Below are 23,505 nucleotides of genomic sequence, written 5' to 3' on the forward strand. Positions count from 1 at the left end.
TATTTTTACTGGTGTAACAATGGCTGATCAAAGCCAATACCCTTGAAAATCAACAAGGTAAAATATTCAGTGCAAGAATGGGTAAGCTTGACTTACAAATTCAGCAGGCACTGGATAACACCAGTGGAACATTGACGGGTCGCCAAGGTGTGTTTGTTGAAACCCAATCGTTGATTAACCGCACAGGTAAAGTGATTGCTAGCATGGGGAATATCACCTTAAATAGCCAATCACTTGAGGGGGATAAAGGTGAAATACTGGCAGCTAACACTTTGAATATTCAAAGTGGAACCCTTTCACTTAATCACGCGCTCACCCAAGCCAATCACATCTTAATGACGGCGAATACCCTTGACCACCAAGGGGGTAAATTATTACAAACTGGCGATAAAACAGGGAAAATTACCTTACAAGGAAATCTAAATAATCAAGCGGGTGAAATAGGCAGTAATGGCTCCCTTTCATTAACAGCCAATAGTCTCGACAATCGTGATGGACAAGTTATTACCGCAAAAAATGGTCATCTTAACATTGAGTTAGATAATGAATTATTAAATCAAAGTGGCGCTCTTATTGGTGAGAGTGGGCTGAGCATAGCGGCCAGTGACATCCAAAATCAGCAAGGGAAACTGGTTGCCCGCCACGGTGATGCAATGTTGACTGTGGCTAATGGTATCAATAACCAAGCAGGCTTAATTGCCGCAGAGCAACTGTTGCAGATGCGCAACCAAGCACTACAAAATCAGTTAGGTTACCTGCAAGCCAATACCATTAATATTAATACCTATAACCAACGATTTGATAATACACAAGGTTCGTTATTAGCTAAGCAAACATTAGTGCTAAATAGCGGTCAAATTGACAACCAGCAAGGTTCTATTCAATCAGGCAGTAACATGCTGATTGATACTCATGGTGAGCAGCTCAATAATACGCAAAGTGGTGATAATAAAGGTATTTATGCACAAGGCGAACTGGCTCTAACCACAGGAGACCTCAATAATGAACAAGGTCGTATTGTGGCGAAAGGCCCGCTTGCATTGAACAGTCAAGGTGTTAACAACCAGCAAGGTTTAGTGGGAAGCCAATCTGGGCTTTCAATGGCAACGCAGCAACTGGATAACCGTGAAGGCGTGATCAAAGGCCACTCTGTGAGTATTGATACACAGGGGCAGCGCCTGATCAATTTTGCTAAAAAATCCGAGCAGGGCATTTTTGCTAGTCAAAACCTAGCGATAACAGTGGGTGAGTTAATTAACCGCCAAGGGCAAATACAAGCGAACCAAATTTCTCTCGATAGCCAGAAAAACCGGGTTGATAACACAGAAGGTGAAATTCTTGCTGTTAATCATTTAATGGCAAATACAGGTGCGCTGGAAAACCAACAAGGTCGCCTTCAAGCAGGTCAGCAACTGACATTAAACACCCATGGTGAAGCAGTTAATAATAGCCATACGCAAAAAAGCGGAGGGTTATTAAGTGGCGGTGGTTTATCGATTAAAAGCGGTAAACTGCTTAATCAGCAGGGACAAATTCAAAGTTCAGGCGAGGCATCACTCACCACGACAGGGATTGAAAACCAGAACGGTCAAATTTTTGCTGGCCAGTCAATGGATATCAATACGCTGCAACAGGCATTGTTAAATCAGCAAGGGACATTAGCGAGTAATGGCAAGCTCGAACTGAATATTGGGGATTTCAATAATGCCCAAGGGGTAGCGCAAGGAAAGCTTGGGCTTAGGGTGAAAGCTGCACAGATTGATAACCAAAAAGGGTTATTACTGAGCCAATCTGCGTTACAACTGACAGGAAAAAACCTCGATAATACACAAGGGGTTATCCAATCACACGGGAATGCAACGCTGGATATTCATCAGCGGGTTGAAAACCAGCAAGGGCAGCTTTTATCTGGTCAAAACCTGAGCGTGAATACTCAGCAACTCAATAATACGAGCGGTGTTATTCAAGGCCTCAATCGTGTTGAACTCGCGGTAAAACAGCAAATCGAGAATAAACAAGGCTGGATAAAAGCCAATGAAAACCTAGATGTTTCTGCGGAGTCCATTGATAACAAAAATACAGCTCAAGCAGGTAAAGGCCTTGAGGGGCTAAATGTTAGCCTTAGAACCACGCGTTTAGATAACCAAAGCGGTGCGGTTCGTGCGGGGCAAGGGATTGAAGCGAATATCGCGCAAAGCCTAAATAACACTCAAGGGATGCTATCTGCGGGGACGAAACTAAGTCTAACCGACAATGCGCAAGGTAAAGCCTTAGCCGTATCAAATCAGCAAGGGGTGATAGTCAGTAATGGCTCCGCCACGATTACGGCGAACCAGCTAACGGGTGAAGGTAAACTTGTCGCACAAAAAGCATTATCACTAACATTCCATCAACTATTTGAAAATACAGGGCGCATTCAGGCAGGGGAAAACCTAACAGCTAACTTTGCACAAGGGTTTACTAATAAAGGGCTAATTTCTAGCCTTGGCGAGCTGGCTTTAAACACCACGACCGTTATTAACCAACTTTCCGGTGAAATCAGTGGGCAAAATACCCGTATTAAAGCCAGTGGTCGGGTACTGAATACGGGGCTTATTGATGGTGTATTGACCTATATTGTTGCTAATTCCTTAGATAATTTAGGAACAGGTCGTATTTATGGTGATTTCCTCGCTATTGCGGTTAATTCGCTAGTGAATGATAAACAAGGGGACAAAGCCGCCGTTATCGCAGGACGTAAAGAGGTTAACCTTGCAGTTTCTGACCTTTTAAACCGTGACCACGCTCTGATTTACAGTGATGGCGATTTAGTTATCGGTAACCAATTGAACGACCAGCTACAAGCCATTGGTCATGCCAAAAGCGTGAAAAATCACAGTGCTAACATGGAAGCGGCCGGTAACCTCACACTAAAAACCGATAACCTTGAAAATAAAGATATCCATTTACAACTGACTGACGATGCAGTGGAAGTGAGCCGTGAGCATTTTAATTGGTACGACTACGGTAATGGGCGACGTTATAAAATTCAGCCACGTAATGGAAACCAAACTCGCTATGCCATAAATGAAGATGGCACGCTCAACAAGGAAGTGGGTATTCATTATGAAAAATCCAATCGCTGGCGGATGTTTGAGTATGGTAAGTGGACTAAATATTTCTATGAATATGACTACGACCGTATCATTTATGAAACACAAGTTGTCAAACGCGATGCAGCGTTGATCACGAGTGGTAAACATTTGACGATTGATGGGCAGCAACTGAACAATGAAAATTCACGCGTTGTTGCGGGGCAAAACCTGATCTTAACAGGCTATGACTTAAACAACGAAGAAGCGCAAGGTATTCGCCGTATTTTTGAAGATGGAAACACCATTTATCGCTATAAGGGCGGTAAAAAATGGAAAACGCGTACTAGTACATCAAAATACCAAGGAATTAATAGCGAAGAAGATTTAGCGTTACATTTATTAGAAGTTACCGAGAATGCAGGGGACATCAATAAAACGCAGGTAGATTCAGTCAAACTTAATCAACTGGTTGGGCAAGCAGAACGTGTTTCTGATGCGGATAGCCAAGAGAACCAAGGCGTAAATGTTACAGAGCAGACGTTAAAAGAGAGTAAAAATACGCCGTTAGACTTGTTGCCAGGTCAGCAAATAGAAGTAGTACAGTTACCTTCAATTTCAGCCAAAGTGGATGTTAATGACGACAAATCGGTTGATCCATCGTTACAAACGGTTGATGCCAATATCGTTAAAGGAACTGATATACAAAGTCAAAGTGATGTAGGTAAAGGGGAAAACATCACTGCGGAGACTGGCCCTCAAGGAAAAGACAATCTCGATATCGTGATAAGAACCGTCGGGCCAAATACTCAATTACCTGACAATAGCCTATTTAATCTGACACCGGGCAGTGATAGTCAATACCTGATTGAAACCGACTCGCGCTTTACCAACTATAAAAAATGGTTATCCAGTATTGATATTGTCACCAATGAGCAACTGCATAAGCGCTTAGGTGATGGTTATTATGAACAGCGTTTAGTTCGTGACCAATTGATTGAAACCACCGGTCAACGTTTATTGGGTAACTACAGTAGTGATGAAGAGCAGTACCGTGCACTGTTGACTAGCGGTGTAGCATTTGGTCAACAGTTTAATCTCACTCCAGGTATTGCGCTATCGCCTGAACAAATGGCGAACTTAACGACAGACATTGTATGGATGGTGAATAAAGAAGTCACCCTACCTGATGGTCGTGTTGAGTTAGTCAGCGTACCTCAGGTATATGTCCGAGCACGACAAGGCGATTTAAACGGTAATGGTGCCTTACTTGCGGGACGCAATGTTTCTGCCAATATGACCGGTAACATCCTCAATAGTGGTGAAATCAGTAGCCGTGAAATAACGGACTTACGTGCTGAAAATATTGAAAATAGTGGGCGTATTCAGGGGAAAGATGTCCAACTTGATGCCCTAAAAGACATTAAAAATGTTGGCGGAGAAATCCGTGGATTAGACAGCGTTTCGCTGTCAGCGGGTCGCGATATCCTTAGTGAAACAGTGCAGCGTGGTGATGGCAAATCACAATGGCTCGATCGCCCAGCCAGTATTTATGTCACAGGTGATAACGGTCAGCTTACCTTAAAAGCGGTACAAGATATTAACTTGAACGCCACCGATGTCGGCAATTTAGGGGTGGAAGGTAAAACATCCATTATTGCGGGACGCGATATCAGTTTAGAAACCCGTGATATCAGTTCGGCGTTTGATTACACCCATAACTCTAGCAATTATTATCGTGGCGAAAATAGTACTGAAGTTGGCACACAAATTCAAACTAAGGGAGATTTAACACTTTCCGCAGGACAAGATCTTTCTGCGCGTGCAGCGAATGTGTCCAGCGGCGGTGAATTAGCCGTGAATGTAGGGCGTGATATTAACCTGACCTCTGGCGTGGAAAGTAGTGATTATGCCAAGCACACCAAACACACGGATAAAGGTTTCTTATCCAGTACCACAAAAGAAACCCATGACGCAGTAAACGAACGCTTGGCTATTAGCAGTACATTTAGCGGCGACAGCGTAAAAATGACGGCGGGTAATGACGTTAATATCGAAGGGAGTAATGTACTCGGAACCAACGATGTCAATGTTAGCGCTGGAAACCAATTAAATGTGACCACTTCTGATGAGGCCTCTCATGAAACCCATATGTCGAAGACTAAAAAATCAGGGCTAATGAGTAGTGGTGGTTTAGGTTTCACCGTTGGCTCAACCTCACAAAAAGTGACTACTGAAACCGACAGCAACCAGAAAAAAGGCAGTGTGATTGGCAGCTCGGCAGGCGATGTCACACTGACGGCGGGTGGCGCAGCAAATATTCACGGTAGTGATGTGATTGCGGCGAAGGATATTAATATCACAGGGAGTGATGTGAATATTACGGCGGCTGAAAACAGCCGAACGGATATAACGACTGTGGAAAGTAAGTCTAGCGGCCTCACGGTATCATTAGGTGGTACAGCGGGCAGTCTGTTAGACGGTATGGCGCAGACAGCGAAATCGGCGAAACAGGAAGACGATGGCCAATTAGCGGCACTGAAAGGGATGAAAGCGGGTCTGCAAGGTGTGCAAGCAGAACAAGCTGGTGAGCTGGCTGGGCTGAAAAAAGGCGGCAGTGTAAAAGATGCCTTTGGTGTCAACGTGTCTTATGGCAGTAGCTCGTCAAAATCTACCACTAAAACGCAGCAACATACCGCATCTGGCAGTAGCTTAAGTGCGGGGGATAACATCAACCTCACCGCAACGGGCAAAAAAGAGGAAAGCCAAGGCAGTATTGCGGTGCAAGGCAGTCAATTAACAGCAGATAAAAACATCACGTTAACCGCCAAAAATGACATCAACCTGACCAGTGCTAGCAACACGCAAACGGTGGATGGCAAAAACTCAAGCTCAGGTAGTTCAATTGGTGCGGGTATCAGCTCAGGTGGCTGGAATGTCAATGCCAGCGTCAATAAAGGCAGCGGCTTTGAAAAAGGCAATAGTGAGTTTTACACCGATACACAGGTGGATGCAGGTAAACAACTGGCCTTGAACAGCGGTAAAGACACTACATTAACGGGTGCGCAGGTCAGTGGTGAAACGGTGAAAGCCAATGTAGGGGGCGATCTAACCTTATCCAGCCAGCAAACGACCGACAAATATGACTCGAAGCAAAAAGGCGGTAGCCTATCGGGCAGCATTGGCACAGGGTTGAATACCACGGCATCGGTGAATGTGAATAAAACCGAGATGCACAGTGATTATCAATCTGTGGATAAACAAACGGGCATCCATGCCGGAAAAGGCGGCTTTGATATCACGGTGGGTAATCATACGCAACTTGACGGTGCGGTGATTGGCAGTACGGCAGAGGCGGATAAAAACACACTGGATACGGGCACACTGGGCTTTGGGAATATCAAAAATAAAGCCGAGTATAAAGTGGAAAGCCACAGTGGTGGGTTTAGCACGGGTGGCTCGCCATTTGAAGACCAGTTGGCGGGTAATGCGGCAGGCTCCTTGCTGACCAATGTGAATAACAAGGGCAAAGAGAGCAACACCACCCATGCGGCGGTATCGGAAGGTGAGATCATCGTTCGTGATAAGGCGAACCAGCAACAAAACCTCAATGACTTAAGCCGTGATGTGGACAATGCCCATGAGAAGCTGAATACGATTTTTGACAAAGAAAAAGAGCAAAAACGGATAGAAAAGACGCAGTTAGTGGGCGAGTTAGGTAAGCAGATTACTGATATTGCGGTGACGAATGAAAGGATAAAAGCGACTAAGGAAGAAAGGAAAAACTTCGATAAAACGCCAGTCACAGATGATGAGCGGAAAAAAGCGATTGATGCCATCAAAGATCCGAACTTGAAAGGGGATGAAACGGCTATTCGAGAGGCCATATTGAATGACCGTATTGAGAAAGCAGTTCAAAGCTCGGAATGGGGTGTGGGGGGCGATAAGCGTCGGATAGTTGAGTCGGGCACAGCGTTAATTCAAGGTTTGGTCAATGGGGATGTGAACAAAGCGGTGGCAAATGCGAGTGCGCCGTATATCGCAAATGAAATTGCCAAAAATATCGGTCAGGATAATAAAGCGGGTCGATTAACGGCTCACGGAATTGCCAATGTTGCATTAGCGCTGGCAAAAGGTGAAAATGCAGGAGCACAATCAGTCGGTGCCATGACTGCTGAAGCGGTGGGCATGCTATCGGAAGAGTTGTACAAGAAAAAACCGCATGAACTGACAGAAGATGAAAAAGCGACAGTCAGTGCATTCGCGAGTCTGGCCGCAGGCATTGCGGGCGGGTTAGTGGGGGGAGATACATCGAGTGCAGCGAATGCGGCTGAGGCAGGGAAGACGACAGTTGAGAATAACTTCTTGAGTCCTGATGATAGAGATGCAAGAGATAAAGCACTTGAAGATCAAAAGGCAGGCAGAAACCTGAAGAAAGCCTCTCAAGATATTATTTATTTATCAGATAAAGATGCTTATACCGATAAGTTAGTCGATCTCTATCGTAAGGGAGAATTAGATAGTAAAGGACAACTTGAATTAACAGAATACCTTGATGCTATTGGGATACAGTTACAGTTAAGAGGTATGAGTGAAAGCGAAGCGAAAAAACAGATAGAAATTATCTTAAAGTATCCTGGTGAATTCAAAAATGATCGCTCCGCTTATTACGAAGCCTTGGGTCAATTGAGTGCGGAAGAAAAGCATGCATGGCAAGCGGCTATAGGTACGGATGCTTTATTAGCTGGTCCGGGGCGAGCTAGCCAAATAATGCGATTGGCTTTAATATCAGGTGGATCATATCAAGCAGGAACAGGGATTGGTCAAATTGCAGATGGTAAAATTGCTGAAGGCTTAATCAATGTTGGTCTTGGTAGTGCAGTTGTATCAGGTGGTTACCTAGGAAATAAAGTTACTACAGGTAAGCCAAATGGTGGAACTACTATATCGAAAGAGATAACTTATGCAGATGGTATTCATTTCGCTCTGGAGCAGAAAAATCATTTAACCACTTTTGATGGAATAACTAACAAGGGTGTATATGGAACGCATAATCTGAATCAATTTACTCAAGCAGCATCTGAAAATGGAATAAAGATTATTAGCCAGACGCCAAGTAACATTAAGGGAATTAGTGAAGTTGTGTATCAAGTACCTAAAAAAAATAGAGAAGGGAACATTATTCCTGGAGAATTTAAAGATAAACTTTATGTTAAAACAGTATATGACCCGAAAGTTTTTCCTGACCAAAAAATGTTAGATTTAGGTCAGCAAGCTGCTTCCAATGGTTACAAAGATGCGATATCTCAAGGTCGACGCGAGTATCAATCAACCGCAGGAGGGGTAAAATTCCAAGTATATTTGGATCAACAAACAGGTAGAGTTAGGAACTTTTTTCCGGTGGCTGAATGAATAATAAACAACTTTTCGAAGACATAGATTATAACAATGATCCTGAGTGGGTTATAAAAGAGTTTTTTAACTCTATATATTCTCAGCACAAGTTTTTATGGGCATTGCCATTTATCCTGAAAAGATATGGATGCTGTGTTAATGAAACTGATTGTACTTTTCCAGATTTAGATGACCCAGATCCTATGTATCATTTTGAAGGAATTATGTTCAGTGTCTATGACGGAGAGGTTATCGTACCTGAATCTGTAGGTTTTAATTACGTCAGGCTTGCATGTGAAATATATATAAAACTCCATCCGGATGATCAAAAAACAGTCAATAACCTGTTGATGCAAATACACTAAGAATGCTCCCTGCTTTACATGGGACTTAACTACCTCACTCCTCAGCCAGCCGGATAACCAACTCTCCGGCTTGGCAAGTGAGGGGTTAGTGGCTTCCTACCTCAAACCCGAACTCCTTCAACCACTTACCGCTAATGGTCAGCTGTGGGCTGGGGTTGGGTTTTCCTCGGTTCGGTAAGTAACCCACTGAATATCGTCTGGTTTTTGGGGCTTCTTCTTTAGCGGCTTATGTCTGAGTTTTTATATTTAAAGGCGAAAACGCATGTCGGCAAAATCGGCACGGTAGATAAAAAGCTCTTTGAAAATGTGATGGTAACTGGCTGAATGCACTAGCAAAAAAGGATTTTATCTGCCCGTTTTGCAATGGAATGAGTTGTTGTTGAGAATAACTATCTTAGCTTCGATGAAGCAAGAGAATTTGATAAGGCAATTACAAAATGCAGAGCTGAAGGAAGTGACTACCAACCAGTTATAGACCATTATTCTAAATTAAATAAAATAAACTCAGATAAATACAAAGCAGATTGTGATAGGTATTCACTGAACTGTACTGCCGGGTATGAAAGGTTAAAACTTGATGGTGGGATCTCAGCAGCAGAAAGGCCGACATGGTTATACGGCTCTTTAGACAATGAAGATGTAAGAAACGCTGTTTTATATGAAAATCAGAAAGATCTCGAATATGGCATGGGTAAATCAGATAACTGGGATAGGCTGGGAGCATTTGTTGCAGAGCCTGAAAATACATTTGGTTTGCTCGCAGGAGGGAAGACTTTATTCAGTTCGAATATATCAACAGGCGCTAAATTAACGGACTCTGGTTTAAGCATGGGCGCTAATGGTGGAGTTCAGCTCTATAATGGAAATACAGGCGATAAATTTGATTATTTAAACTTCTTCACTTCAGGAGTTACTGGTTGGGGAGGAAGTGGGAAATCACTCCAAACTAACATGGGGCTCAATGTTGGAAATGCTTACCTAACAAGTCAAGTTTCAGGGCAAGATTCGGAAGCTGCAATGGTTGGCACTGGTTTTGGAACAATGCTTGGTTATGGGCTAGGCTCAGGTATAACAAGTAAAATGGAGGCTGTCGAAATTAAGAATCATTTCGGGATGTCAGCAAGTAAAAAAGCATTCGAATATAGTGATAAGCCTAGATACTCTAACTTCCTTACGGAAGGAACAAAGTTTAGCCCTGTACCAGGAATTGTTGGCGGTGGATTAGGTTCGTTTAGTCTAGAATATGGCAACTCGGTTGTAAATTCTAATATTTTAGAGAATAAAAAAACTATTGAAGGAAATAAACAAGTAAATGATGGTGAAAACAAATGAAGCCGTCAATACGTTCTTTATTTTTTATAATATTGGCCTGCGCTATAGTTTTTTCAATTAGTGCTATATCAGTAGAATGGCTCTTGACTGATAGTTCTATCTTTGACTTGGAATGGAGACGTGGATTTGAGATAGGAAGCATGCTTGGCAGCTGCGTTGGTGCAGCAATTTGGCTAATGTATAAATTTAATATACGTTGAGTCCGCGACATTATGCCCGCTACTCAAGGTAGAGTTGTTGTTGAGAATAATGAGCTCAGTCAAAAAGACTATACTGATTTAGTCCAAAAATTAGTTGATGCAGAAAAACTGGTGCTGATAAAGAAGCAATTTATCAAGAAGCTAGGGATAAAAGTAATGCGGAAGATCAGAAAAACCTATCTCCAGATTGTGTCAACGATCCTGCATGCATTTATGCGGTCACAACCAATATAAAAGAAGGTAATAAGGCGGCTAAAAGCCAAATGCAAAACCTTTTTGTGGATTTAGTTTATGGTCTAAGCTCCGACGAAAGAGCGAAGCTAAATGAATTCATGTTAGAGACAAATTCTGACAGTGCGCAAAAACTTTATGATGCAATGCCAGATGGCGTGAAAAAAGTTGCTGAAGTAGCGATGATCGTTGCGGATTATCACATATTGCCAAATACAGGTAGTGTGAATCCAATGGTTGGGATCAAAGGAAAAGGGAATAAGGGAAATAAAGGAAATGAACCAAAGAATACCTCGACACCTAACGGTTCTTCATCTGACCATAAAATTATTGAGATAAAATCGGGTGGTAAAGGTGAGTGGAATAAACAACTAAATAAGCCAGAGCCAAATACAGTCTATAAAGTTGATGGTAACAATACCTATAAGACTGATTCTCAAGGGCGAGTGCAAAGTGTAGAAGCAAAACTTTCATTAAATAAAAATGATAGAAATAGCTATCAGCAATGTAAAGCTGGCAAGTGTGGTGTTGCGGGTGATGAAGGTGGACATTTAATTGGTACTCGATTTAATGAACCAGGAGAAAAAATTAACATTGTTCCAATGAATTCTAATTTGAATAGAGTTGAATGGAAAAAAATGGAGAACTTATGGGCAAAAGCTTTGAAAGAGAATAAGCAAGTTGATGTCAAAATTGAGCCTGTATATATAGGGAATAGTGATCGACCAGCAAAATTCAACGTAAGATATACAATTGAAGGAGAAAGACCGGTGATCAAAAACTTTAATGATGCTCAAGGTGGGAATTAGACATGAACGACCAAGTTATATACCAAAAAATTGGGCAATTACTTGTTGATTCTGGTCCATCTGATGCTAAAAAAATCATTGTTAGAGCTGAGCTTTTTTGTGAAAGAGATGGTTGTACCTATGAGTTTGATTATGTAAATAAAAATAATGAGTTAAATTGGTATGATCCTGATGGTAAAGCTATAAGTGATTTGACTGATACATTAGAAAATTTGAGAAGTTTTTATATTGATAATATAAAATCGGAAGAAAGTTCATTTTGGCATGGATGTGAAATTACTTTAGACTTAGAAACAATGAAAATTAATATAGATTTTAAGTACGAAGACTAAAGCAAAAGATCCCAATACAAGATTGGGATCTTCCTTGAATGATCTTACTCACTCTTCAGTCAACCGGATAATCAACTGTCCGGCTTGGCGTGTAAGGGTGTAGTGGCTGCCTACCTCAAATCCTAACTCCTTCAACCATTTCATTTACTGCTGATGGTCAGCTGTGGGCTGGGATTGGGTTTTCCTCGGTTCGGTAAGTAACCCATTGAATATCTTCTGGATTTTTGGGCTTCTTCTTTAGCGGCTTATGTCTGAGTTTTTATATTTAAAGACGAAAATGCACGTCGGCAAAATCGGCACGATAGGTTAAAATGCTCTTTTAAAATGTGTGGTAACTTGCTGAATGTACTAGGAAAAATGGGTTTTTCTGCCCGTTTTGTAATGGAATGAGTTGTTGTTGAGAATAATGCATTAACTAATGAAGATGCCAAGCCTGGTTGGGGCTTACCAATGACACCGGGCGATAAAATCAAGGCCGAAGCTGACCAAAAGATCGCAAAAGAACTTGAAAATAGTTTAGGCAGTATATTTGATTGTTCTTTTGGAATGAGTTGCTCAAATGATATTGATCAGGTAGGTAAAGATCCGAATGTTGCAAAAAAGCTAACTGCGGAAGAAAAAGAAGCCCTTGGTATTTCTGGCGGTGGTACCGCTGGTACACCTAACGGTTTTGAGCCAGATGATGAAAAATTTAAACAACAAGAAATTCAAACTACACATAGAAAAAATGAAATTAAGGAACTATTTGAATACGATAATAGTAGATCTGGTATTCAAATTGGAAATAGGACTTTAATTGAAATGCCAAATAAAGGTAATGCAAAAATTTTTAGTGGGGCGTCAGAAGCAGAAATCAAACAGTATTTTATTGAATTAACAGGTAATAAGTCACTACCAGAAGCAAGGGTCGTACCTGGTAAAGGAAATATTTATACAGTTAAAACCCCAAATGGAAGTTTTAACTTGCGTGATTTTTTAACTCAACAAGTGAAACAGGAAAAGCTTGGACAATTGATATTCCAAGAGGTATAGCCAAGGATGCTGCACCAGTAGAAATAAAATTTTTGAAGTGAGCCAAAAATGAACAAAATTTTACATTTTAAGGAAATTGTTGATGACTCAAGAGGGTTGTGGTTGTCAGGGCTTTTTGGTGCTGTTGTTGGTTGGAATCCAAATAACTCTTTTTATGAAAATAAAAATATATTCTTTTCTATAATTGAAGAATTGTTGGATAAGCAGACAATTAAATTTTGTTCCCCTGAAGATCCATTAGGGAAAGTTATTCCATATTGGGATACGGACAATAAGAACATTGTTAATTTTCTTAAGCAACATTGGCCTACTAGCGCTAATACTGAAGAAGATGATGATCTAAACTTTTATTTTTATGACATGCCTGCTGTACTATGGAAGACTGATTCAGGGAAATATGTAGGTTCATAGTTTTTATTATTTGTTGAAACTAATAATGAAAAAGAGCTCCCCGCCCCACGCAGGGAGCTCCTTGGCAGCTTTACTCCCCCTCAGCCAACCGGATGATCAACTGCCCGGCTTGGTGAGTGAGGGTGTAGTGACTGCCCACCTCAAACCCTAACTCTTGCAGCCACTTACCGCTAATGGTCAGCTGTGGGCTGGGGTTGGGTTTTCCTCGGTTCGGCAAGTAACTCACTGAGTATCGTCTGGTTTTTTGGGCTTCTTCTTTAGCGGCTTATGTCTGAGTTTTTATATTTAAAGGCAAAAACACACGTCGGGGGTGTTCGAGTCCAAACATGAAAATGCTCTTTAAAGAACTTCATTTAACCAACTGAATATACAAACAAAAATGTGTTTCACCTGCCCATTTTGCAATGAAATGAGTTGTTGTTGAGAATAACTATCTGACGGGAGCTGATAAACGAGAAGCAGATGAAAAATATGCTCGTTGTAACGGTGATAAAGATTGCCAATTAAAAGTTGTACGTGAAACTAATGAACTGAGTCAACGTAAAGATGATGAGTTATTAGCATATAAACAACAGCTAGTTAGAGAAATGGGTAAAGAAATGGAAGCGGCAGTGATCGCTTGCCAAGGTGATATGGAATGCCAACGCCAAGAATACGCAACGATAAAAACAGATTATGATAACCGCTATAGAGAACATATGAAAATAGTCACAGAAAATACATCTTTGGGGGATTTGGATTATCAATATTATCCAGATAACACACGAGTTGAGAGTGTTATTGATGGAGTTGTGAATACAGGCCCAGAAAAAGCAGTAGATCTTGCTAAAAATGTGACTAACTATGTAACTAATCATTCTGCTAGTGAAATGCTTGGTGATACCCTCCAAGTTGGTAAAATAGTTATTGGTATTCCTCAGGAGTGGTTGAGTCAAGATATTCCCGCTCAGTCATTAGAGAAAGCTTTATTTTCCTTAGGTGTATCAACAGGACATGAAATTGGTGAAGCTACCTTTTACAACATGGTTGGTACATCAGTAGTTTCTGTTGGCGGGAAAGCTCTTCAGTGGAGCAATGGCAAATGGATCCCTGTAAAAATAGGAAATCTGGAACCAGGAAACCCTTTAAGCACAAGTATAGTAAGAAATGGTGATAGATTAGTCCTTAATCAGGGTAACTTACCTACATGCGGCCTAATTCGTGTGCAATGGTTATGAATACTTCAGGGCTGAATTATGATCTTGGAAAGTTAATTACTGATGCTAAAGTTACTCCTCAAGGAGCTAGAATGAACAATTTAGCTTCAGCAATGAGAAACCAAGAACTTGCCGATGCTCGCTTTATATCTAGAGTATCTGTTGAGGATCTTGCTGCTGCAACATCAAAAGGAAATCCAGCAATTGTTGCAATGAAGCTTAATAGAGGTGGTCATGCGGTAGTTGTTGATGGGATTACAGTCAGGAACGGTCAAACTGTTGTTGCAATACGGGATCCTGCATTAGGAAGACAATATTTTACCCCTATTGATGAATTTAAAAATAAATATATGGGACAGGCAATAATCACGTCACCAAAAAAATAATAAGGAGAATATATGAATAGCAAGTGGGATTTATTTTCCTTGCAGGGAAATGTGATTAGGGAACTAAGCGGCTTTTTGTTTATTACAATGGTTGATGGCTCACTTAAAGGATTTATAGCGGATTCAGATAACATAAATAGTACAGATAAATGTACTAAGATAATTTTATCAGAAAGTAATATTAAAAAAATTTTTGAGCAAGATGAAACATTTGGAAGTTTAGTTGGCAGCAAATACTTTTATTTTGTTATGCCCATCATATTGAAAGATGTTGTTGTATGCCAAGAAAATCATGAGTTTATATTGATTAAAAGTAGTGTTTTAATATTATTCGAAGATGATATAAAACAAGAAATATTTATTTGATAATAAATCAGTGTCTCTAAAAATAGAGATCCCCAGTCCCACACTGGGATCTCCTTAGCCGCTCTACTCCCCCTCAGCCAGCCGGATAATCAGCAGTCCGGCTTAGCGGGTGAGAGTAACATTGCTACCCACCGTAAAACCTAACTCACTCAACCATTTGCCGCTGAATGTCAGTTGCTGGTTGGGGTTACCACGGTTGGGGGGCGTAATCTACTGTATAGTGTCTGGTTTTATCTCTCTCTAAGCTCAAAAACGCACATAGGGAATTTTGAGTCCAAATGCCAAAACGCACTGGGAAAAACGAGTTGTAAGTGACTAAGAAAACTAGAAAAAGTGATTTTATTGGGCTGGGTCGCAATGGAATGAGTTGTTGTTGAGAATAACTCAATGGCACTTGGTGGAAACCTTGGGTTCTTATTTGCTGATATCCCAGATTGTGATGCGAGCTGTAAAGTAGACATAACTAAAGGCATTAATAATGGTAATTTAGTTATGTCTGGAGCATCGATGGGTGTCATTGCAGCTGGCTACTCATTAGTTATAGCACCAGAAATGATAGCAACTGTTCGAGCTGCTTTAACTGGCTGTAAAGCAGCACCTGTAATATGCTTAAATGAAGTGGGTATATTTACAGCAGAGGTAGTAACACCGGGAGGAACTGGTGCCGGCGGTGCATTGATTATCGGTAAAACAGCACAAGAAGTCTCGACAGTTAAACAAGTAATACAGTCAGAAGCCAAGGCTGGTAAGATTAACTTGAATCAGTTGACGAGTGCGGAGTCAACAGTAATAAACTCAGGTAAAGATATCCTTAAGTTGCCTAATGGAAAACAAGGGACAGTCATACAGAATGCATTAGAACCTCATGAATACCAGCAAGCATTAGATATTGTTAAATATAAGGGTGGTAATTTTAAAGGAGTTGAAAAAGAAAATTTCCAAGGAATAGATGGATAGCTAGATGGTGTTCCGGTCCAATTAAAATTAGTAGAAGGGCAGAGCATCAACGCTGTTAGGCGCAATATTGTGAGTGGTGCCAAAGATATGCAAAAAGCTGGCTATCAAGGGGATCTATATGTGGATGCATCTAAAACAGGTGTAAGCATGAAAGAAATGATTGACCACTTTAAATCTGGCTCTCCAGTTAGCAATATCACAAAAGAAGGCACGGTAAATAATATTTACATTAAAACCCAAGATGGCTGGCTTAATGTTACAAGTGGCTCAATTAGTACCAATGGAGGAAAATAATGTCTAACGAAATTTTATTTCCAATTAAAAAGCTTCCTCAATTTGAAGGTATCCTCAATAGTATCGTCGATGGGTTTAATGACTTTTCTTTGTCTACAAAACAATTAACTATAGGTATATCAGCTAAAAAAGGACTAAATTTACTTGATAAGTTTATCTATATACACGACCACCAATATGATTATTTTTGTTGGATAAGTTTTAACTTTATTGAAGAAAATCTACGTGATATAGATGATATAGAGTACCCATATATGGTAAGTGTCTCCACAAGAGGTGAGAGCAACTTAAAGTTTTCAGTTTTAATTTTATATATAATATCTAGCTCATTGAATTCAAGAGTAATTTATGATGATGCTTATTTAATCCAAGCTAAAGAGCCTTATCCATCTTCTGAATTAAAACCATTTGTTGAGCGTTACATTCAAGATCTTTACTCTATTAATTAATGAGACGATCCCAGTTCTCTGCTGGGATCGTCCTTAAATATTTTACTCGTTCTCAACCAGCTGGATAATCAACTGTCCGGCTTGGCGAGTGAGGGTTGTGTCCACTCCCCACTAGTTGAGATACATTAGATTAGCCAAATTCAATATCATTCTAGAAGAGGCAGGAATGTTGGTAGTTATTATAAAGTCTCCACGACAGCACAAAGTGCAATAAAATTTGTAGAACTAAACACATATAAGCCGACGCAAGGTGAAAAAACTACAAAAATTAATAAAACTAAAGAGTAGATATTATGGAAAAATTTGAATGGATAGCTCGTGCTTTTATGCAGTCAAGTGACACCCAAATAAGTTTATTTCCTGATTGTGTAAATGTGGCAGATCAACTTGCCACAGAGTGGGAAATAGCATTAGATGACATAAGTTATGAGTTGTTATCTATTGAACAAAGCTTTGCGATTAAAGAGTTTGATGATTATATGTTATCAATCAGTGGTCCATATAATGTGCGATTTTGGAATAATGAAGCGCTTTCATTAAGTACAGAATGGGAAAAAATGAGAGCACTAGCTAGAAAGGTTGTAGTTAGCATTGGATGGTCCGAAACTCCGCCTCCAAAAGATAATTCAATATATATAAATCATAACTAATAAGTGCTCTTAATCGAATTCCACTATCATACTCGGATCCTATTAACTACCTCACTCCTCTGCCAACCGGATAATCAACCGTCCGGTTAGCGGGTGAGGGTATAGTGACTTTCGACCTCAAATTTTAAATTCTTCAACCAGCTATTATTTATAGTTAGCTGCGGCTGGGAGGTGATACCTCGGGTTGATAAGCAATTAAATGAAGATATTGGTAATAAGTGGTTCATCTATCCATTTTGTAATTGAACGAGTTGTTGTTAGAATTGATATAATAGCTAAGGATAAGAATGGAACTATTAAGTGTCTTGATTACAAGAGATCTTAAAATTGCTTATTCATTAAAAATCAAGAAAACGGCTTCTCTGAACTTAAAGCTGAAGGTAGAACTATTGTCGGGAAAGGAATATCTAGGTTTGAGGGGAAATACTAAGATACCTCCAACAGTAGTTGAAGTTGTTAGGCCAAAAGTAACTGATAATTAAGGATGTTATATGTCAATAGAAGATTTAAATAAAATTGATTTAATTACTGTTACTTGTGATGACGTAGAGCCTCCTCAAGCGATATTAGTGATTACAGATCATTTACAATGGTCAGAGTGTACTAATGAGCATCTATATAAATTGCAAGAAAAAATTAATAAATATATAGATTTTGTTGAGAGCGGAGAAATGTTAGAAAAATATCCTGATACATTTTATAAGGATATTGTGTTTAAAATTTTCTTTAAGTATAAAATTCCTTATGAGTGTATTGAGTTTATAAAGCGCGTTAGTGAAATATTATTACCTATAAAAATTCAACTGACGTATGAAGAAAAAAATATTATTGATTGAACACTTCATATCATTTTGAAATGATGTAAATACCAGTCTAAACAGGGAGCTTTAATATCAATTTTACTCCTCAGTCAGCCGAATAATCAACTGTACGATGGGGTAAGGCGGCGCGAGCACCTATATTAAACTATAATATATTCAGGTGGTTACCGCTAAAATGCCAAACCGGGAAAATAGAGGGAATAAATGTCAATAGTAGAGACAAATAAAGTAGATATGATTGGTATACCAAAAGATAATACAGATATTGTTCTATTAGGCATAACTGACCATCTATATTGGAATAAGGACATACTTGAACATTTATATTTACTACAAGAAAAAATTAATAGCTATATTCGTTTTATTGAAAGTAAAGAGGTATATGAGGCTTTCCCTGAATCGAAAGGAATTAATAATTTTTTGATAGAAATATTTTTTCTACATGAAATACCATCAGAATGCATTGAATTTCTTGAAAAAGTAAAAGGCGTACTGATTAGCATTAATACTTCATTAAGATATGAAGTAAATAGTGAATCACCCTTTGTTTAGTTTACTTGGTTGTTTTATTCAACCACTTGTCGCTGATAACCAGTTGTGGGCTAGGGGGGGGCTCGGTTCGGTAAATAACCTACTGAAATTTTTCGCTTTTGAACACCTCTCCTTTAGCTATGAAAGTCTGAATTTCGGGTGAAACTATCGCTTTTTTACGGTGAGTTGATATAACAACTGTACCGATTGACATTAAAAAAGATATATTAGAAACAACGACGAGTTAATCGTTTTGGGAGCAAAAACAAATGCATATTCATTGGTTAGAAAAAACAAAAAGCGACTTAATACATCATGGAGCTAGTGATCTTTATTATTTGGTAGAATCATTGATTAAAAAAGAAAAAATGACATATAGGCAATTTGTATATGATGCATCATATGGTATCAGTAATGGTGAAGATGAAGGATTTAATTTTGCACTGGATAGTGATTATGATGATCCAAATGACTTTGCGTCTGTTGAGTTTTATGTTGGGGGTATGGAAAGTACCGAGATCAGTGTGCCTACTTTTATAGAGTTAATACAATATTTATCAGATAATTATATCCTTGATAATCCGACTGATAAAATATCAGTCGAAAAATCAATGTTAAGAATTAGACAGCGCTACAATAAGTTTTTTAAATGAATAATTAATCTGCTTTATTTCGACTTTTAAGTGACATATTCAATCCGTGACTAAATACCATCATTGAGCGGCGACTACCAAAAACTCATTGCTAACGCATAACAGGAAAAATAGATTTATCAGCATAGAGTGCTATAGTTGATTTGAAGAATGTTATCATTTAGCGCAATTCGAGAGGCCATTTATGAGTTTTTTCCAAGAAATTTTGACTAAAGTCTTCAAACCTGCAGATGTAAAAATAGAGAATAGCGCAGATCCCGTCACAGCTATGACAGAGGCAATTAGAGCTAATATTAATATTAGCAATGATGCGATTTCAGATAATAAAATTGATGCCATGGCTGTTTTAGAGGGCTTAGCAAAAAGTTATCCGCAAAAGCTGAATTGGAAAGTATCGATTGTTGATTTATTAACTTTATTAGGTTTGGATAACAGCTTAACTGCACGAAAAAATCTAGCAGCAGAGCTTGGTTATCAAGGCGATACAAGTGATACGGCAACGATGAACGTATGGTTAATTAAAGAAGTTATTAAACAGTTAGAGCAAGCGGGTGGTAATGTCAGCGAGCTTGTGAAGCAGCTCAAAAAATAATTATTAGTTGTGCCGTAGAGAGCACTACGGCACAACTGAAAAGAGGTAATTAAATAAAAACAGTACACCCTTTATTTCTCAACGCTTCAATCATCTTGGGTTCTCCAATAAAACTATTTCACCGTAAATCGAGTTTAATTATGTTCGGCAAGTTTATTAAACTATCAGGTCATGTTTTAAGTTGATTGGCACGTAAATCCAAGTATTGGATAGATGCCATTTCACCTATTGGTTCAGGTCGAGAATACGAATGGAAGATAATCCAGCAATATCATCATTAAGTTCCGATATATTGTTATTTATCAAATGCATTTCATGTACGTTGGATAATTGAGCGTATTAATTCTTTAACTCATTGATTTAATTGGTGTAAAACTGTATTTCTGTAAGGTGGTAAGCTGAAAAATCAAAAGGATATTTGCTTTAATTGGTTATCCGTTGCATTGAAATAAACCAGTTTTTTAATCGGGATAATGCACTTGATAAAGAACGGATGCCATTATCGCTCAATGCATTAACTTTGCTATTACAGCAGGAATAGAGTCAATGTAGTTACAGGAAAGATTGAGAGCAGTTAAGTTTTCACACTGAATTCCTCGATGAGGAAAAACACTGAGCTTATTGTTATAGGCACTGATCAATCTGTACTTGAAAGGCGCTAAAATGCATGTATCAATTTCTTCTTGGCAGTTTGAATCCAAATTTAGTTCAAATTCTGAATTTGAACGTTGATGTAACATCACCTTCCTCACGTTAATGTAAACCTATTATATTAGGTGCAGTTTATCTGTAAAATATTATGACGAATAACATAATAAGACTAAGTAGAATAGTGTTTTAAGGCATTAATCGTATCTTGTTTATGATACAGTTTAAGTAAATAACGGGATATCAATACCAATCAAGGTGGCCCAAATGTCTAATATTATAGTATTAGATAATGATAATTTTTCACGTACACTGTATAACCCTGAAGAACAAGAGTCAGCGGCTATTGTGGTCTACTTTTCAGCGTCATGGTGTTTACCTTGCCAAAATATGAAGCCTATTTTTGAGCAGTTAGCGAACCATTTTGAAAAAAAGGCTATTAAGTTTGGTGTTGTTGATATAGCTCAATCCCCAATTTTAGCCCCCAAATATGGTATTAAATCGGTTCCTACTATTGCTGTTTTCAAAGGATCTCGGTTGATAAAAGCGATGCCAGGGGAGTTTTCCTTAAGCAAAGCCATAGAAGCTTTAAACCAAATTTTTTGTGTTAATTAGGTGTTGGGTTTAAAGTAACCTTTACCTCATCATGATAAAAATAAATTCATCGTTATGCTGTTATTGATTTTTGAAGGTTTACTCATTGGATGTTTGCTGGGATTAACCGGTGCGGGGGGCGGGATTTTAGCAGTGCCTGCCTTAATGGTTAGCCAAAATTGGACTGTTGCGCTGGCCGCACCTGTAGGGCTTTTAGCAATAACCTTAGCTGCTTTTATTGGTGTCATTCAAGGGCTTATTAATAAAACAATACGCTATAAAGCCGCCATATGGATTGCGATCGTCAGCATTCCTTTTGCTAAATATGGTATTTATCTTGCTCAAATCATTACGCCTATCTGGCTTACATTAGCTTTTAGCTTAGTGATGCTTTTTGTTGCGTATCGCACTTTTTTTAGCCAGTTAGCTGAGTTAAATGATGCGCCATGCCAAATTAACCAAGCAACAGGCAAATTTATTTGGAATATTAAAACGGCGTCGATATTGGGTGTTATAGGCATTATTGCCGGGCTTTTAACTGGATTATTGGGTGTTGGCGGGGGCTTCGTGATTGTTCCAGCGTTACGCAAAGTCTCTAATTTAAATATAAAAAGCATTATTGCGACATCATTAATGGTCATTTTTTGTATCGGTAGTGTGAGTATCTTAATAAATATTTTTAATGGATTTCAATACCCTAAAGAAATTAGCTTAATATTTATCATCTCTTGTATAACTGGATTGCTAATAGGGAGATTCATCATAAATTATATATCAGCCAGATGGGTTAAAAATATATTTGGGATTTTAATCGTTATTGTTTCTCTCGGGTTACTCTATTCAGTATTTGATGAATTAAATATACTTTGAGTGTGTTGTTTAAATATTAACCAGATTAAATTATTCAATAGGTAATCTAACTGTTTTTATATTTTATGCTATATGTCACTATTTTTAATTTAGTGAGTTATTGTGCCATTAGCGAATAAAAACGATTTATCTTCACCTTGAATAAGGTATAATGAATAATCGCATTTTCATCTTCTCTGATAATAGCTTAAATGGATTTTTACTATATCAATCAGGGGCGTCGTTAAAGGTTGACTAATATAACTATGACAAAACAAGATAGCTCAACAACAATAATTGATATAGCTAAGCGTGCAAATGTTACGGATATTACCGTTTCGCGTGCATTTAATCACCCTGAAATGGTAAAGAAAGAGACAAGGGACAAAATATTAGCAATTGCTCAAGAGCTCAATTATGTTCCCAATCTTTTTGCCCGAAACCTGAAAAATAAAAATAGCCGTATAATTGGTGTGGTTACAGACAGTACATTTAACCCTTTTTATGTGGTGCTCATTCAAACCGTTTCTCGCTTGGCAAAAGAGAAAGGGTATCAAGTGATGATTTTTGATTCGGATAGCGATGAAAAAGCAGAGAAAACGGCAATCGAGACCCTTGTTAGTTACAAAGCGAGTGGTATTTTGTTATCCCCAGTGCGTGATGATAAAGCCTACCAACCTAGCTATCTTTCCTTAATTGATCAACATAATGTTCCGTTAGTCTTTGTCGATCGTGCAATTTATGGTCATGAAAAAAAATATTCAGGGTTATTTTTAAAAAACTTTGAAATTGGTGCATTAACAGGAAAGTTCCTTAATGAACAAAATAGCGAGAATACATTAATTATTTCTGGTCCTAAAGATTCAGAAATTAGTTTATCTCGTTTATCTGGAATATATGCAAGTTTTCCAAATAGAAAAAATCTTAACGTCTTATATAGTAGCTATATGTTTAATAAAAATGATGAAGCTTATTTAAGACAAAAAGTACAAGAACTTTATACGCCAGGTATGTACATTGTTGGTCTAAATGGAATTATTACCGCTGGCATGTATAAAATTATTGCTGAATTAGGATTGTCATGCCGCTATTTTTCTGTCGATTTACCGCCGTATGCAGACACTTATCACTTATCTATTTCTGGTGTTCATCATGATTCAGTTTACCTTGGTGAATTAACTACAGAGTTATTATTTTCAGAAATAGAGCGTGATACAAATAAAGCCCATGAAACGAAACAAATTTTTGTTAATGGTAAGCTTGTTGTTTATTAATAAAGAATAAGAGCTTCTTTAGGACGTTCTTATTCTTTTTCTGCTATGAGTGCAATATACCTAAATAT

25 protein-coding genes are annotated in these 23,505 nt (G+C 38.8%); 22 read left to right on the top strand and 3 right to left on the bottom strand.

The features are described from left to right. The first annotated feature begins 77 nt into the window (after positions 1 to 77). A complete protein-coding gene (locus tag AB6N04_RS00705) occupies positions 78 to 8,483 on the top strand; it encodes a hemagglutinin repeat-containing protein (RefSeq protein ID WP_369310048.1) in 8,406 nt (2,801 codons plus the stop codon). Beyond that, positions 8,480 to 8,830, top strand: a complete 351-nt coding sequence (gene cdiI / locus AB6N04_RS00710; RefSeq protein ID WP_369310049.1) for a ribonuclease toxin immunity protein CdiI — start codon at positions 8,480 to 8,482, stop codon at positions 8,828 to 8,830. The genes AB6N04_RS00705 and cdiI overlap by 4 nt, the downstream gene beginning before the upstream one ends. A gap of 85 nt (positions 8,831 to 8,915) precedes the next feature. Here cdiI and AB6N04_RS00715 read toward each other — a convergent pair whose 3' ends face one another. Then, a complete protein-coding gene (locus AB6N04_RS00715; RefSeq protein WP_369310050.1) occupies positions 8,916 to 9,017 on the bottom strand; it encodes a SymE family type I addiction module toxin in 102 nt (33 codons plus the stop codon). Positions 9,018 to 9,517: 500 nt separating this feature from the next. On the opposite strand from AB6N04_RS00715, the gene AB6N04_RS00720 reads away from it, so the two are divergent. The 5 genes from AB6N04_RS00720 to AB6N04_RS00740 all read left to right on the top strand — a co-directional run bounded on the left by AB6N04_RS00720 (position 9,518) and on the right by AB6N04_RS00740 (position 13,177). Then, positions 9,518 to 10,162 carry a hypothetical protein gene (locus tag AB6N04_RS00720; RefSeq protein WP_369310051.1) on the top strand — a complete coding sequence of 215 codons (645 nt, stop codon included), beginning with the start codon at positions 9,518 to 9,520 and terminating at the stop codon, positions 10,160 to 10,162. Between the two features lie 463 nt (positions 10,163 to 10,625). Then, on the top strand, positions 10,626 to 11,402 hold the full coding sequence (locus AB6N04_RS00725) for a DNA/RNA non-specific endonuclease (RefSeq protein ID WP_369310052.1): 777 nt from the start codon (positions 10,626 to 10,628) through the stop codon (positions 11,400 to 11,402). Positions 11,403 to 11,404: 2 nt separating this feature from the next. Further along, complete coding sequence (locus AB6N04_RS00730; RefSeq protein ID WP_369310053.1) at positions 11,405 to 11,734, top strand: hypothetical protein; 330 nt, start codon at positions 11,405 to 11,407, stop codon at positions 11,732 to 11,734. Between the two features lie 450 nt (positions 11,735 to 12,184). Next, positions 12,185 to 12,766: a hypothetical protein gene (locus AB6N04_RS00735; protein WP_369310054.1), complete on the top strand. Its 582-nt coding sequence runs from the start codon at positions 12,185 to 12,187 to the stop codon at positions 12,764 to 12,766. A gap of 48 nt (positions 12,767 to 12,814) precedes the next feature. Further along, complete coding sequence (locus AB6N04_RS00740) at positions 12,815 to 13,177, top strand: hypothetical protein (RefSeq protein ID WP_369310055.1); 363 nt, start codon at positions 12,815 to 12,817, stop codon at positions 13,175 to 13,177. Between the two features lie 70 nt (positions 13,178 to 13,247). Here AB6N04_RS00740 and AB6N04_RS00745 read toward each other — a convergent pair whose 3' ends face one another. Beyond that, positions 13,248 to 13,403 carry a SymE family type I addiction module toxin gene (locus AB6N04_RS00745; RefSeq protein WP_369310056.1) on the bottom strand — a complete coding sequence of 52 codons (156 nt, stop codon included), beginning with the start codon at positions 13,401 to 13,403 and terminating at the stop codon, positions 13,248 to 13,250. A 373-nt stretch (positions 13,404 to 13,776) separates the two neighbouring features. Between AB6N04_RS00745 and AB6N04_RS00750 the strand changes: the two genes are divergently transcribed. Genes AB6N04_RS00750 through AB6N04_RS00760 form a run of 3 tightly spaced genes read left to right on the top strand, consistent with a single transcriptional unit; the run spans position 13,777 to position 15,125 of the window. Then, entirely contained in the window at positions 13,777 to 14,394 is a 618-nt protein-coding gene (locus tag AB6N04_RS00750; RefSeq protein WP_369310057.1) for a hypothetical protein, read from the top strand. Continuing rightward, positions 14,391 to 14,759 carry a cysteine peptidase family C39 domain-containing protein gene (locus tag AB6N04_RS00755; protein WP_369310058.1) on the top strand — a complete coding sequence of 123 codons (369 nt, stop codon included), beginning with the start codon at positions 14,391 to 14,393 and terminating at the stop codon, positions 14,757 to 14,759. Before AB6N04_RS00750 ends, AB6N04_RS00755 begins: the two co-directional genes overlap by 4 nt. Positions 14,760 to 14,771: 12 nt before the next feature. Next, entirely contained in the window at positions 14,772 to 15,125 is a 354-nt protein-coding gene (locus AB6N04_RS00760) for a hypothetical protein (RefSeq protein WP_369310059.1), read from the top strand. A gap of 102 nt (positions 15,126 to 15,227) precedes the next feature. Here AB6N04_RS00760 and AB6N04_RS00765 read toward each other — a convergent pair whose 3' ends face one another. After that, positions 15,228 to 15,335, bottom strand: coding sequence for a SymE family type I addiction module toxin (locus AB6N04_RS00765; protein WP_369311922.1), 108 nt, complete (start codon positions 15,333 to 15,335; stop codon positions 15,228 to 15,230). A gap of 177 nt (positions 15,336 to 15,512) precedes the next feature. Here AB6N04_RS00765 and AB6N04_RS00770 point away from each other — a divergent pair, with 177 nt between their 5' ends. The 12 genes from AB6N04_RS00770 to AB6N04_RS00825 all read left to right on the top strand — a co-directional run bounded on the left by AB6N04_RS00770 (position 15,513) and on the right by AB6N04_RS00825 (position 23,437). Beyond that, positions 15,513 to 16,082 (top strand): hypothetical protein, encoded by a 570-nt coding sequence (locus AB6N04_RS00770; protein WP_369310060.1) that lies wholly within the window; start codon positions 15,513 to 15,515, stop codon positions 16,080 to 16,082. A gap of 69 nt (positions 16,083 to 16,151) precedes the next feature. Continuing rightward, positions 16,152 to 16,376, top strand: a complete 225-nt coding sequence (locus AB6N04_RS00775; protein ID WP_042844926.1) for a hypothetical protein — start codon at positions 16,152 to 16,154, stop codon at positions 16,374 to 16,376. Continuing rightward, entirely contained in the window at positions 16,376 to 16,825 is a 450-nt protein-coding gene (locus AB6N04_RS00780) for a hypothetical protein (RefSeq protein ID WP_369310061.1), read from the top strand. Before AB6N04_RS00775 ends, AB6N04_RS00780 begins: the two co-directional genes overlap by 1 nt. 293 nt (positions 16,826 to 17,118) lie before the next feature. Beyond that, entirely contained in the window at positions 17,119 to 17,475 is a 357-nt protein-coding gene (locus tag AB6N04_RS00785) for a hypothetical protein (protein ID WP_369310062.1), read from the top strand. A gap of 287 nt (positions 17,476 to 17,762) precedes the next feature. Beyond that, entirely contained in the window at positions 17,763 to 17,957 is a 195-nt protein-coding gene (locus tag AB6N04_RS00790) for a hypothetical protein (RefSeq protein WP_369310063.1), read from the top strand. Positions 17,958 to 17,966: 9 nt separating this feature from the next. After that, a complete protein-coding gene (locus tag AB6N04_RS00795; RefSeq protein ID WP_369310064.1) occupies positions 17,967 to 18,311 on the top strand; it encodes a DUF6572 domain-containing protein in 345 nt (114 codons plus the stop codon). Between the two features lie 189 nt (positions 18,312 to 18,500). Then, positions 18,501 to 18,848 carry a DUF6572 domain-containing protein gene (locus AB6N04_RS00800; RefSeq protein WP_369310065.1) on the top strand — a complete coding sequence of 116 codons (348 nt, stop codon included), beginning with the start codon at positions 18,501 to 18,503 and terminating at the stop codon, positions 18,846 to 18,848. A gap of 248 nt (positions 18,849 to 19,096) precedes the next feature. Further along, positions 19,097 to 19,480: a hypothetical protein gene (locus tag AB6N04_RS00805; protein WP_369310066.1), complete on the top strand. Its 384-nt coding sequence runs from the start codon at positions 19,097 to 19,099 to the stop codon at positions 19,478 to 19,480. 184 nt (positions 19,481 to 19,664) lie between these two features. Next, positions 19,665 to 20,072, top strand: coding sequence for a DUF3597 domain-containing protein (locus AB6N04_RS00810; protein WP_369310067.1), 408 nt, complete (start codon positions 19,665 to 19,667; stop codon positions 20,070 to 20,072). 915 nt (positions 20,073 to 20,987) lie between these two features. Then, complete coding sequence (locus AB6N04_RS00815) at positions 20,988 to 21,335, top strand: thioredoxin family protein (RefSeq protein WP_369310068.1); 348 nt, start codon at positions 20,988 to 20,990, stop codon at positions 21,333 to 21,335. Positions 21,336 to 21,389: 54 nt separating this feature from the next. Then, positions 21,390 to 22,184 (top strand): sulfite exporter TauE/SafE family protein, encoded by a 795-nt coding sequence (locus tag AB6N04_RS00820; protein ID WP_369310069.1) that lies wholly within the window; start codon positions 21,390 to 21,392, stop codon positions 22,182 to 22,184. Between the two features lie 245 nt (positions 22,185 to 22,429). After that, complete coding sequence (locus AB6N04_RS00825) at positions 22,430 to 23,437, top strand: LacI family DNA-binding transcriptional regulator (protein WP_369310070.1); 1,008 nt, start codon at positions 22,430 to 22,432, stop codon at positions 23,435 to 23,437. Positions 23,438 to 23,505 lie beyond the last annotated feature (68 nt).

The organism is Providencia rettgeri, from assembly GCF_041075285.1.
Classification (GTDB): domain Bacteria; phylum Pseudomonadota; class Gammaproteobacteria; order Enterobacterales; family Enterobacteriaceae; genus Providencia; species Providencia rettgeri_G.

Bases quoted from the DNA above. Each gene is read 5' to 3' on its own strand.
- AB6N04_RS00705 (WP_369310048.1), top strand. From the start codon at position 78: ATGGGTAAGCTTGACTTACAAATTCAGCAGGCACTGGATAACACCAGT.
- cdiI (WP_369310049.1), top strand. From the start codon at position 8,480: ATGAATAATAAACAACTTTTCGAAGACATAGATTATAACAATGATCCT.
- AB6N04_RS00720 (WP_369310051.1), top strand. From the start codon at position 9,518: ATGGGTAAATCAGATAACTGGGATAGGCTGGGAGCATTTGTTGCAGAG.
- AB6N04_RS00725 (WP_369310052.1), top strand. From the start codon at position 10,626: ATGCAAAACCTTTTTGTGGATTTAGTTTATGGTCTAAGCTCCGACGAA.
- AB6N04_RS00730 (WP_369310053.1), top strand. From the start codon at position 11,405: ATGAACGACCAAGTTATATACCAAAAAATTGGGCAATTACTTGTTGAT.
- AB6N04_RS00735 (WP_369310054.1), top strand. From the start codon at position 12,185: ATGACACCGGGCGATAAAATCAAGGCCGAAGCTGACCAAAAGATCGCA.
- AB6N04_RS00740 (WP_369310055.1), top strand. From the start codon at position 12,815: ATGAACAAAATTTTACATTTTAAGGAAATTGTTGATGACTCAAGAGGG.
- AB6N04_RS00750 (WP_369310057.1), top strand. From the start codon at position 13,777: ATGGAAGCGGCAGTGATCGCTTGCCAAGGTGATATGGAATGCCAACGC.
- AB6N04_RS00755 (WP_369310058.1), top strand. From the start codon at position 14,391: ATGAATACTTCAGGGCTGAATTATGATCTTGGAAAGTTAATTACTGAT.
- AB6N04_RS00760 (WP_369310059.1), top strand. From the start codon at position 14,772: ATGAATAGCAAGTGGGATTTATTTTCCTTGCAGGGAAATGTGATTAGG.
- AB6N04_RS00770 (WP_369310060.1), top strand. From the start codon at position 15,513: ATGGCACTTGGTGGAAACCTTGGGTTCTTATTTGCTGATATCCCAGAT.
- AB6N04_RS00780 (WP_369310061.1), top strand. From the start codon at position 16,376: ATGTCTAACGAAATTTTATTTCCAATTAAAAAGCTTCCTCAATTTGAA.
- AB6N04_RS00785 (WP_369310062.1), top strand. From the start codon at position 17,119: ATGGAAAAATTTGAATGGATAGCTCGTGCTTTTATGCAGTCAAGTGAC.
- AB6N04_RS00790 (WP_369310063.1), top strand. From the start codon at position 17,763: ATGGAACTATTAAGTGTCTTGATTACAAGAGATCTTAAAATTGCTTAT.
- AB6N04_RS00795 (WP_369310064.1), top strand. From the start codon at position 17,967: ATGTCAATAGAAGATTTAAATAAAATTGATTTAATTACTGTTACTTGT.
- AB6N04_RS00800 (WP_369310065.1), top strand. From the start codon at position 18,501: ATGTCAATAGTAGAGACAAATAAAGTAGATATGATTGGTATACCAAAA.
- AB6N04_RS00805 (WP_369310066.1), top strand. From the start codon at position 19,097: ATGCATATTCATTGGTTAGAAAAAACAAAAAGCGACTTAATACATCAT.
- AB6N04_RS00810 (WP_369310067.1), top strand. From the start codon at position 19,665: ATGAGTTTTTTCCAAGAAATTTTGACTAAAGTCTTCAAACCTGCAGAT.
- AB6N04_RS00815 (WP_369310068.1), top strand. From the start codon at position 20,988: ATGTCTAATATTATAGTATTAGATAATGATAATTTTTCACGTACACTG.
- AB6N04_RS00820 (WP_369310069.1), top strand. From the start codon at position 21,390: ATGCTGTTATTGATTTTTGAAGGTTTACTCATTGGATGTTTGCTGGGA.
- AB6N04_RS00825 (WP_369310070.1), top strand. From the start codon at position 22,430: ATGACAAAACAAGATAGCTCAACAACAATAATTGATATAGCTAAGCGT.